Origin of the sequence: Pseudomonas mohnii, from assembly GCF_900105115.1 — a bacterium.
Lineage (GTDB): Bacteria > Pseudomonadota > Gammaproteobacteria > Pseudomonadales > Pseudomonadaceae > Aquipseudomonas > Aquipseudomonas mohnii.
Genome location: NZ_FNRV01000001.1, coordinates 5843577 through 5855309 on the forward strand (window position 1 = coordinate 5843577; position 11733 = coordinate 5855309).

The 11733-nt window shown below is 60.1% G+C and carries 7 protein-coding genes; 6 read left to right on the plus strand and 1 reads right to left on the minus strand.

Features of this window, described 5'->3' with window-relative positions; translation table 11 throughout:
• Positions 1-1027: 1027 nt before the first annotated feature.
• The 5 genes from BLV61_RS27350 to BLV61_RS27370 all read left to right on the plus strand — a co-directional run bounded on the left by BLV61_RS27350 (position 1028) and on the right by BLV61_RS27370 (position 10299).
• Complete coding sequence (locus BLV61_RS27350) at positions 1028-1900, plus strand: mechanosensitive ion channel family protein (protein ID WP_090468661.1); 873 nt, start codon at positions 1028-1030, stop codon at positions 1898-1900.
• Between the two features lie 68 nt (positions 1901-1968).
• Positions 1969-4794 carry an amino acid adenylation domain-containing protein gene (locus BLV61_RS27355; RefSeq protein WP_090468663.1) on the plus strand — a complete coding sequence of 942 codons (2826 nt, stop codon included), beginning with the start codon at positions 1969-1971 and terminating at the stop codon, positions 4792-4794.
• 190 nt (positions 4795-4984) lie between these two features.
• Complete coding sequence (locus tag BLV61_RS27360; protein ID WP_090468665.1) at positions 4985-7603, plus strand: EAL domain-containing protein; 2619 nt, start codon at positions 4985-4987, stop codon at positions 7601-7603.
• A gap of 81 nt (positions 7604-7684) precedes the next feature.
• Positions 7685-8065, plus strand: a complete 381-nt coding sequence (locus BLV61_RS27365) for a RidA family protein (protein WP_090320103.1) — start codon at positions 7685-7687, stop codon at positions 8063-8065.
• Between the two features lie 236 nt (positions 8066-8301).
• Positions 8302-10299 (plus strand): peptidase U32 family protein, encoded by a 1998-nt coding sequence (locus BLV61_RS27370; RefSeq protein ID WP_090468667.1) that lies wholly within the window; start codon positions 8302-8304, stop codon positions 10297-10299.
• A gap of 47 nt (positions 10300-10346) precedes the next feature.
• Here BLV61_RS27370 and BLV61_RS27375 read toward each other — a convergent pair whose 3' ends face one another.
• The gene (locus BLV61_RS27375; RefSeq protein ID WP_047527985.1) at positions 10347-10904 is read right to left on the minus strand and encodes an ATP-dependent Clp protease proteolytic subunit; all 558 of its coding nucleotides are present in this window, start codon (positions 10902-10904) and stop codon (positions 10347-10349) included.
• A 264-nt stretch (positions 10905-11168) separates the two neighbouring features.
• Here BLV61_RS27375 and BLV61_RS27380 point away from each other — a divergent pair, with 264 nt between their 5' ends.
• Positions 11169-11588, plus strand: coding sequence for a stress protein (locus BLV61_RS27380; RefSeq protein WP_090468669.1), 420 nt, complete (start codon positions 11169-11171; stop codon positions 11586-11588).
• Positions 11589-11733 lie beyond the last annotated feature (145 nt).

Genomic DNA, 11733 nt, shown 5'->3' on the forward strand with positions numbered 1-11733 from the left:
AAAACGGCCACCCATTCCCTGAGTGCTTTGCTAATCTGAAGTTGTAGGTGAAAACGCAGACTGATGCGCAAGCGGATAGCGAGGAGGCGTGGGGCGCGCTCCGAAGGGTACACGGTTAGAAAGATCTCCGCGCTGAGATCCAGCCCTTATGCCGTGTGAAGCAGGACAGTGTTTAGTTGCATCATGGTTACATGACTGTTCTGTGGGAGGCCTGATAAACCTTGTAAGCCAGAGACCAGCGCTGGCCACCTACTTAACCTTCGAAGCCCGCCTTGAGCGGGCTTTTTAATGCCGTTCACGCAATCCTGCAGAAGCCAGGCACAGGTAACGCAATACCTGTAGGAGCGAGCCTGCTCGCGATGGACTCCAATACGCCGCGTTTAACCAGGCCACACGCGTCATCGTTAACGACCCTCGCCAGCAGGCTGGCTCCTACAGAGGGATGTAACGCCATACCTGTAGGAGCGAGCCTGCTCGCGATGGACTCAAATACACCGCGTTTAACCAGGCCACACGCGTCATCGTTGACGACCCTCGCCAGCAGGCTGGCTCCTACAGAGGGATGTAACGCAATACCTGTAGGAGCGAGCCTGCTCGCGATGGACTCAAATACGCCGCGTTTAACCAGGCCACACGCGTCATCGTTAACGACCCTCGCCAGCAGGCTGGCTCCTACAGAGCGATGTAACGCAATACCTGTGGGAGCGAGCCTGCTCGCGATGGACTCAAATACACCGAGTTTAACCAGGCCACACGCGTCATCGTTGACGACCCTCGCCAGCAGGCTGGCGCCTACAGAGGGATGTACCCAGGCATAGGTAACAATACCTGTAGGAGCGAGCCTGCTCGCGATGGACTCAAACACGCCGCGTTTAACCAGGCCACACGCATCATCGTTAACGACCATCGCTGGCAGGCCGGCTCCTACAGAGCGATGTACCCCAGGCATAGGTAACGCAATTCGACTGGCAGGGCTCACCGGCTGTGCTAGCGTCTTGAGGTCAACCCTCATTCGCGAGCTCCCTCCATGGACGAGACTATCGTTAATGTCACCACTGCCAAGTTCAACGCCCTCATCGCCATCGTCCAGGCCTACGGGGCCGCTTTCGCGATCAAGATTCTCACCGCCATCGCGTTCTGGATCGTCGGGCGCTGGCTGATCGGCTTTGCCGTCCATATGGTGCAAAAGGCCCTGGGCAAGCAGAAGGTCGACCCGACGGTGTTGCGCTATGTGGGCTCGGCGATCACGGTGACGCTGAACATCATCCTGGTGATCGGCATCCTCGGTTACCTCGGCATGCAGACCACCACCTTCGCCGCGTTGCTCGCCGCAGTCGGCCTGGCAATCGGCATGGCCTGGTCGGGGTTGCTGGCCAACCTGGCGGCCGGTGCCTTCATCATTGTCCTGCGGCCGTTCAAGGTGGGCGATTTCATCTGCGCCGGCGGGGTAACAGGCACGGTCACCGAGATCGGACTGTTCGCCACGGCGATCAACACCCCGGACAACGTGCTGACCCTGGTGGGCAACAACAAGATCTTCAGCGACAACATCCAGAATTTCACCCACAATCCCTTCCGCCGTGTTGAACTCAAGGCACAGCTGTCCGGCGCCGCCGACTGGAAGGCAGCGGCGGCCTTGCTCAAGCAGAAAATCGCGTCCATTCCCAACGTGCTCGCCGAGCCGGCGGTGGATGTGGAGATTCTGGAGTTCAATCTGGTAGGGCCCGTGTTGGCGGTGCGTCCTTATTGCCACAACGAAAACTACTGGCAGGTGTATTTCGACACCAATCGCACCATCAAGGATGCCCTCGGCGAGGCGGGCTTCCCGGCACCGATACCGGCGCAAACGGTGATTTTCCAGCAGGGCGCTACCTTACCCGGAGCGCTGACCAAGGAATGACGGCGTCAGTTCGATTGCGGTCATGGGTACCGGGTCGCAATCGACTTCATGCGGAGCAGGATCAATAAATGCAGGATGTTCGCCCCAACCCAATGCTGACCCTGGAATATTGTGTCGAACGTCCGATATTCATGGATTTCTTGCAGTACGCGAACCGTACACCCGATGCAACCGCTGTCATTTCCCACGATGCATCGTGCAGTTATCGTCAACTTGAGCGCATAAGCCGGGGCATTGCCGGCTTTCTGATCGAAAAAGGCGCCCGCGAGTCAGACCGGGTGGTCATCATTTCCAATCGCTGCGCGGGCCTGGTCTACGCCATGCTCGGCGCCTCGCGGGCCGGGTTGACGTTCAGCGTCGCCGACATGGCCTATCCCGCTGCGCGCATCGACCAGATCATACGCATCCTGCAGCCCTCGTTTGTGTTGCTTTGCGGCGGGGCGACCTTCGATCCCGGGCCTGTACAACCGGGGCAGGGCACTGCTCATCCGCAGGTGGTGCAGATTCCCGAATCGCCTGACGAATCCCTGCAAGCGTTTGCCATTGCTCCAGATGATTTGCCGGAAGTCGACCCGGCTCATCCGGCCTACATCACCTTCACATCGGGCAGTACCGGTGAACCGAAGGGGATTGTCACCCACCATGCGCCGCTGGTTCATTTCATCGAGTGGCATGCCCGGCATCATTCGCTATCGGAAAACGATTGCTTTTCCCTGTTGTCCGGACTGGGTCATGACCCTGTCTACAGGGACGTCTTCACGCCGCTGTCCATCGGCGCGAAAGTGGTCATTCCGGCGCAGTCGCTGGTTATCGATCCATCGGCCCTGGCCACATGGCTGCATGAACATGCCATTTCGGTCATTCACTTGACGCCGCCCCTGGGCAAGCTCATTGAAGCGGGCGCAAAGATCAATGGAACCCGATTCAACGATTTGCGCTACCTGTTTTGGGGTGGCGACGCCCTGAGCGATACCTTGTACGAACAGATGCGCGTCATTGCACCCGATGCAAAGAGCGTGAACTTCTACGGTACGACGGAAACGCCACAGGCCATGGCGTTTCACCCGCTCGATCCCACCGCCGACAATTCGCGGATACCGCTGGGCAAAGGCATAGACGGGGCACAACTGCTGGTCGTGAATGACGCCAGTCAGTTGGCCGGCATTGGAGAAGTGGGGGAAATCCTGATTCGCAGCCCCTATCTGTCATTGGGTTACTGGGGTGACGCGGCGAAGACCCGGGATAGTTTTGTGGTCAATCCCTTTACCCGTGTCCCGGATGACATTTGCTACAAGACCGGCGACCTCGGCACCTACCTTCCGGATGGCAGTGTCATGTTTCTGGGGCGGGGTGACAGTCAGGTCAAGATTCGCGGGCACCGAATCGAACTGACTGAAATCGAAGGCGCCATTTCGCGCCATCCTCGAATCAAGCAGTGCGTTGTGCTGGCGGCGAATGACCGTTCCAGCGTGAGGCTGGTGGCCTATTGCGTTTCAACCCAGCCTGTTTCGTCGGTTCAATTGCGCGAGCATGTCAGCAAGGCACTTCCCGACTACATGGTGCCGGCGTTGTTCGTGTTTCTGGACGCCATTCCACTGACGCCCAATGGCAAGATCGATAAGCGGGCGCTGACTGCGGCGGGCGCTTCGACGCAAGCGGCGTCCCCGGGCTCGGACCAGAATCTGTCGCCGATCGGGCTCAAGCTGGCGGACGCCTGGTCTGCAATCCTCGACGTCCCGCATATCGACGCCAACCTGTCGTTCGTCGAGCTGGGCGGCGATTCGCTGTCGTTCGTCCAGGCGTCAATGGTCCTTGAGCGGTTGATCGGGCATTTGCCCGAACGATGGGAAATGCTGCCGGTCCGTGATCTGGGTGAGTTGGCCAATACCGCCAAACCCTCGCGGCTGGCCGTTCGGGCAATGGAAGTTCCCGTGTTGCTGCGGGTCATGTCCATCGTGATGATCGTTGTCGGGCATTTTCAACTGTTTAAGGATTGGGCGTTCTTCGGCGAAACGGCGGTGTTGTTCGTCGTGTCCGGTCTCAGCCTGGCGAGGTTTCAATTTCAAGCCATCAATGAACGCGGTAACGCCAGTACGCTCGTCAAGTCCGTGGCCACTATCGCAGTGCCCACCGTCCTGTATACGTTGTTGACCCAGGTGCTTTTCGACAGATTTCACTGGCAGTCCGTCTTGATGATTTCCAACTGGTTTGCACCCAATGACATCGGCTACTTCACCTATTGGTACGTTGAAGTGCTGTTGCAGATGATCGTGATTATCGGGCTAGTGTTGTCGTTCGAGCGCGTCAGGCAAATCATCCTTTCCAATCCGTTCCGTTATTTGCTCATGGCGTCCTGCCTGTTGGCGGTGGCTGATCTGTTGATCAGTCTGTATGTGTTTGACGCTTCAGCGCTGGATAACCGGGTGCCACAGCACTTCCTGGCGATCATGGTGCTCGGCATGGCCATTCACTATGCCGACTCCACCCGGCGCAAATGGATGGCCAGCGCGGTGGCGGTCATTGTGGTGGGCGGGCGAGATTTACTGGAGTTCTACGGGCATGGCTTGCCTGCGGTTGGCATGAGCGAATACATCGATGTGGCGGTGCCGGCGGTGCTCGCGGTGATCTGGATCCGCTCGGTGCCCGTGCCAGGACTCATCGCGCGGGGGCTCGCCGCCATCGCGGCGTCAACGCTGTACATCTATCTGACGCACTTCCAGTTCCAGTCCGTGGCCCGTCGCCTCAATGACAGCCCTGTACTGGCCGTGGTGATCGCCATCGTCGGCGGGATCGTGGTCGGTTACGCCTGGAACAAGTTCGTGCGAATCGTGTTGATGCGCTTCAACGGCGCCGAGAAGAAGCGCCGTGCGCAAAAGATTGAACGGGTGGCCTGACGCCGATGTTTTCGTCAGGTCGCCACTTCACGGCTATCCTGATTTCCATGTTCTTGATGCCGTTGCGCTTCGTTAACCGGAGTCAACTGTTGCCTGGATGATGGGTACCTTCTGGCAGGGAAGGGTCTTTCGGCGTTCCACAGGCTTTTCTGGATGAAAGGCGGTGGTTGCACGGATAAGTGTGGCAGCGATGAACACAAGGGTCGAACTGGCAAGAGACGAAGCGGCTCCAGGCGTCTTGGTGCAAACACTGGAGCAGGCTATCGACGCCGTGGTGGTCGTGGATGCGCAGGGCCTCGTGGTGTTTTTCAATGCCGCTGCCGAACGCTTTTGGGGCTGTTCGCGCATTGAGGCGCTGGGCGGTAACGTCAGTGCCCTGATTCCCCGGGGGCTTGACCCGAACCCTGACGATTCTGCCAGCGAGCACACGGACGGCGGCGTCCATCACCTGGCAGGCAGCAGTCTGGATACGCGGATCGTGCGCCAGGATGGTCAGGAGCGCTGGGGCGTGATGTCCGTCTCGACAATTGTTATGCATGACCAGACCCTGCATGCGGTCTTCCTCAAGGATGTCACGCACCTGCGCGTGCAAGACCTCGAGCACCGGTTGCTATCGATGTCGATCAATGCCACGCATTCGGCGACGTGCATCGTCGACGCCCATCGACAGCTTATCTACGTGAATGACGGACTGATCCGCTTGCTGGGGTATTCCCGTGAGGAGGTGATCGGGCAATCACCCTTGCTGTTCTTCGTGCCCGACGCTCGGGCCGAGACGCAAGCGGAGCCGGAGCTGGAAGCCATTCTCTGCGGCCAGCCTCACGAGTTCAGCGCACTGATCAGCAAACGCAGCGGACAGCGCCTGTGGGTGCATGTGTCCTCGACACCCGTCTTCGATGCTCAAGACCAGCTCGAACATGTCGTGATCGTGCTGACGGACATTACCCAGTCGAAGTTGCATGAGGTGCTGCAGAACAAAGTCATTGGCGCATTGCTCAAGGAGGAGTCGCTGGAGAGCGTGCTGACGTTGTTGTGCCATGAAATTGAACGCATCGCCCCCGAAGTCATCGTGTCGATCCTCAGTGTTGATCCGCAAGGAATTCTGCATCCCCTGGCCAGCCCCGGCTTGCCGGTCGAATACTCCAGGGCCATCGAGGGCCTGGTCATCGGCCCCACGACGGGGTCCTGCGGCACGGCCGCCTACCGGGGCGAACCGGTGCTGGTGACCGACATCAACAACGACCCGCTGTGGGCGGACTACAAGCACCTGGCACAACAGTCCGGTTTGCAGGCCTGTTGGTCGATGCCGGTGCGCAACGGTGCCGGGCGCATCGCCGCGACCTTTGCACTGTATTTCCGGGAAAGCCGTGGACCGGACCCCTTGCATGGCCACTTGGTCAAAGCGGGCACGCATCTGTGCATGTTGGCCCTCGAACGCGAGCAAGCCCGCCAATCCATTCGAAAAATGGCCTTTTACGATGGATTGACCGGCCTGCCCAATCGCAGTTACCTGCTCGCCCAGGCACAACGCACCCTGGGCGAAATGGCGCGAGAGCAGGCGGAGCTGGCCGTGCTGTTTGTCGACCTGGATCGTTTCAAGCAAATCAACGATGCGTTGGGCCATGCCTCGGGTGACGAGTTATTGCGCGTCACGGCGCACCGGCTGCGCAGCCTGTTGCGAGAGGCCGACCTGGTCGGGCGTTTGTCCGGCGACGAATTCGTCCTGGTGCTGCCACGCATGAACGCGACACAGGTCGCGACTTTTCTGGAGCGGATGATGATGCTCCTGAGTCGCCCGATGACGATCGCGGGCATGTCGGTGGTCGTTTCGGCCAGCATTGGCATCAGCCTGTTCCCCGGCGATGGGCGTGACATGGAGACCTTGCTGCACCGTGCCGACATTGCGATGTATCAGGCCAAGCGCATCGAGCGCGGCAGCTTCAGCTTTTTTGTCGAAAAGATGAACCGGATCGCTCAAGACCGATTGGTGCTGGAAACGGCGCTGCGCAACGCCATGGCCACCGGCAACCTCGAGTTGTTCTACCAGCCGCAGATCGACCTCAACAGCGGCAGGCTCGTGGGTGTCGAGGCGTTGGCTCGCTGGGCGCATCCGGCCCTGGGCGACATCTCGCCAAGGCAATTCATACCGCTGGCCGAGGAGTGCGGGCTGATTAATGAACTGAGTCAATGGGTGCTGCAAGCGGCATGCGAACAACTGGCCGTCTGGCGTCGACAGGGATTGGCGATTGCGTCGCTTTCGATCAACCTGTCGCCGATCAACTTTCATAACCTCGATCTGGCCGAACTGATTGCCGGCCAATTGCAGCGATACGGTTTGCAACCCGCCGACCTGTGCGTGGAAGTGACCGAGGGCGTGGTGCTTTCCAACAGTCCTGGCACCTGTAAAACCATCCGCGATCTGCACGCGTTGGGGGTGCGGCTGGCCATCGATGATTTCGGCACGGGCTACTCCAGTCTGGGGTATTTGCGGCATCTGCCGATCAGCGAGCTGAAACTGGACAAGAGTTTTGTCGACGACCTGGAGCACGATACGTCTTGCCGGGCCCTGAGCGAGTCGGTCATCGGCATCGGCAAGAGTCTGTCGTTGACCGTGGTGGCCGAAGGCATCGAGTCCGCCGTCCAGCGTGACATCCTCAAGGCCCAAGGGTATGAGGTCGGCCAGGGCAATTTCTTCTCGTTGCCACTGCCTGGCCAGGCGTTCGTGCAATTCATTGATTCGGTGAATGCGGGCGCGGCCGCGTGTAACGGGGCAGGGGCACTCTGCGTGGGGGCGGGGTTTTCGAGCTGATTCAGGGACGGCCAGACGATGGCGCTGTAAACTGGCCGCCCGGTTTCGACCGACCCTTTACCCCTCGAGCAAGAGTTTCCCATGGCCAATCAAGACATCACCTTCGTTCCTGACCCCGATGCCGATTCCATCTCCTCCGACGTTGCCGGTTTTGGCGGCCTGCTGGTCTCCACCCAGATCCCGACCCGTGCCGACGGCAGCCTGGAGCTGGGCGACATCACCCTCCAGAGCGAATGCACCCTGCAGGCGCTGAAGGTTGCGCTGGAGCGGGCCGGCAGCTCCATGGACCGGGTTCTGCACCTGACCATCTACCTCACCGACATGGCCGACCGGGCTGCCTTCAACGAGGTTTACCAGCGCTTTTTCGCCAAGCCATGGCCGGTACGCGCCGCCGTTGGCGTGGCCGCCCTGGCAGTCGAAGGCATGCGCGTGGAAGTCACCGCGATGGCCGCCAAGGGCTGATCCCTTCCAGCGACACTCAACTCTGTGGGAGCGGGCTTGCCCGCGATGGCGGTGGGTCAGGCAACCAGGATGCTGGATGTACCGCCCCCATCGAGGGCAAGTCCGCTCCCACATTTGATCTGCTGTGTTTTGAAGAAAGTCAGCAAGTGAGCACCACCCGGCAGCATACGGGTGCCGGTCAGGCGTTTCGCCGCTACAATGCGTGCCTTGATCGTGACAAGCCAGACTAAAAACACATGTCCCTACCCAAGCATCACCTCGAATTGCTGAGCCCCGCCCGCGACGTCGCCATCGCCCGCGAGGCCATTTTGCATGGCGCCGACGCCGTGTACCTGGGGGGGCCAAGCTTCGGCGCCCGCCACAATGCCTGCAACGAGGTGAGCGATATCGCCCGGCTGGTGGAGTTTGCCCATCGCTACCACGCCCGGGTGTTCACCACCATCAACACCATCCTGCACGACAACGAGCTGGAGCCGGCGCGCAAGCTGATCCACGAACTCTACGATGCCGGTGTCGACGCGCTGATCGTCCAGGACCTGGGCGTGATGGAACTGGATATCCCGCCGATCGAACTGCACGCCAGTACCCAGACTGACATCCGCACCCTGGCGCGGGCGAAGTTCCTCGATCAGGCCGGTTTTTCGCAACTGGTGCTGGCCCGCGAGCTGAACCTGCAGGAAATCCGCGCCATCGCCGACGAGACCGATGCGGCGATCGAGTTCTTCATCCACGGCGCGCTGTGCGTGGCATTCTCCGGCCAGTGCAACATTTCCCACGCGCAGACCGGCCGCAGTGCCAACCGGGGCGACTGCTCCCAGGCCTGCCGTCTGCCGTACACCCTCAAAGACGAAAAGGGCGGGGTGATCGCCTACGAGAAGCACCTGCTGTCGATGAAGGACAACAACCAGAGCGCCAACATCCGCGCCCTGGTCGAAGCCGGCGTGCGCTCGTTCAAGATCGAAGGGCGCTACAAGGACATGGGTTATGTGAAGAACATCACCGCCTATTACCGCCAGCGCCTGGACGACGTGCTTGAAGACCGCCCGGACCTGGCCCGCGCCTCCAGCGGCCGCACCGCGCACTTCTTCCTGCCCGATCCGGACAAGACCTTCCACCGCGGCAGCACCGACTACTTCGTCAGCGAACGCAAGATCGACATCGGCGCCTTCGATTCGCCGACCTTCACCGGCCTGCCGGTGGGCGTGGTGGAAAAAGTCGGCAAGCGTGATCTGCTGGTGGTCACTCACGAGCCGCTGTCCAACGGCGACGGCCTCAATGTGCTGGTCAAGCGTGAAGTGGTGGGCTGGCGGACCAACATTGCCGAGCCCAAGGGCGAGTTCGAAGAGGACGGCGAGAAGCGCTACCGCTACCGCGTCGAGCCAAACGAGATGCCAAAAGGCTTGCATCAGTTGCGCCCCAATCACCCGCTCAGCCGCAACCTGGATCACAACTGGGCCCAGGCGCTGCAAAAGACGTCCGCCGAGCGCCGTATCGGTCTCTCGTGGGTCGCGCGCCTGCGTGAAGATCGCCTGGAGCTGACCGCCACCAGTGAAGAGGGCGTCAGCGCCAGCGTCAACCTGGACGGACCGTTCGGTGTGGCCAACAAACCGGAACAGGCCCTGGAGCAACTGCACGATCTGCTGGGCCAACTGGGCACCACCGAATACCACGCCACGGACATCAAGCTGGACGCACCCCAGGCCTGGTTCATCCCCAACTCGCAGCTCAAGGCCTTGCGCCGCGAAGTGATCGAAGCGTTGACCGTGGCGCGCATCGCCGCACACCCACGGGGCGCTCGCAAAGCCGAGACCACTCCACCGCCGGTGTACCCGGAATCGCACCTGTCGTTCCTGGCCAACGTCTACAACCAGAAGGCTCGTGATTTCTATCACCGTCACGGCGTGAAGCTGATCGACGCGGCCTACGAGGCCCACGAAGAGACGGGCGAAGTGCCGGTGATGATCACCAAGCACTGCCTGCGTTTTTCCTTCAACCTCTGCCCGAAACAGGCCAAGGGCGTCACCGGCGTTCGCACCAAGGTCGCGCCGATGCAACTGGTGCACGGCGATGAAGTGCTGACCCTGAAGTTCGACTGCAAACCGTGCGAAATGCACGTGATCGGCAAGATGAAGGGCCACATCCTGGATCTGCCGCAACCGGGCAGCGTTCAGTCAGTGGTCGGCCACATCAGCCCTGAAGACCTGCTCAAAACCATCCCCCGCGCGCCTCACTGAGTGACAGGCGAGCGCGACGTCACGGCGTCGCGTTTGCCTGGCCCGCCTCATCCACCACTGACTTTCCAGTGTTTGACATCGTCGGCGAACACCATTTGCCGCATCTCGTGAGCGATGCCGTAAGCCATGGATTCGTGGGCGGCGATGACTTTTTCCTCCGCCGACAGGCAGTGGAAAATGTCCAGCCTGGTGGGGGCCTCCGCCGTTTCCTGGGCAAATATCTGGACGTAGCGTGCCAGGTCGTTGTCCAGACTCGACAGGTATTCTCTCAACCGCTGGTGGTCGACCGATTTCTGGCTGAAGTACCAGTTCATCGGGTGAATCAGAAATCGCGAATGGGGGGATGTAATTCGACGGCCGGCTGCCAGGAACATGATGATGCCCATCGATTCGATGTTGCCGGCATTGATCGCGCAGAGTGGCACTGGCAATGATTTCAAGAAGGTATAAAGGGTAAAGCCAAAGTTGGTACTGCCGCCGCTGGTGGACAGATTCAAGAGCAGCGAATGGGCCCCTTGATCGATCGCTTCCAGGCAGCAATCCCTGAAGCGCTCAGTCGTTCCCTGATCGATCTGGCAATGAAAATGTACGATGTGCTCTGTCATTGATTGGCCTTCCGAGTCCGCAGCCAGGAGGACGTACCGCGCGTTATCCAGTCTAGTCAACAATGCCCTTCGATTCTTGAAAAGCGGCGTACGGTCCGGGCTTGAGCGGCTGCGTCCGCCAGTCGATTGTTCCTGAATTCAATGGAACTAACCCTCGAAATCCACTCGTCGCGACACCGGATTTGCGTTCAAACTTTCGATTCCCTGCGCCCTCCGAATTGTACGGGCCCGAGCTCGTACTAACGACTCAAGAGGTGAACAGAAATGGCCAATACAGAAAACAAGAACCCCGGTAATTCAGCCAGTGATCGGGACAAGGCTTCCGATACCACCAAGAAAGGCACAGGGGCTTCCGGCGGCAACGTAACCAATGATCCACAACGGGCAGGCCAGAAAGGCGGCCAGGCGTCGGGCGGGCAATCGCGCGACGCTGATCGCATGTCAGGTGGTGGGCAAGGTACCCAGCGCGGCGGCGAGTTTGCTGACGACAAGCAGGACATGACCAAACCAGGACAGAAGGGTGGTCAGGCCTCCGGTGGACGCCAGTCGGGCGATGCTCATCATTCGACCACCGGCGGGCAGGGAAGCGGTCGTGGTGACAATATGGCCGATGACATGGATAAAGGCTCTGAAGCGGGGCGCAAAGGCGGGGACCACAGCGGCGGCGGAGGACGTAAGGCCTAATGCTGCGTGATCCTCATCAAGCCTCGAGTCGTTTTCGGGGCTTGATCTTTAGGGTCGGCTCAAACGTACGGGTTGGGCTGATCTGCGATAAACGCGATGTGGTTTGGATTGCGACCTGTCTTCAGCACCGACAGGGACCTGCGCA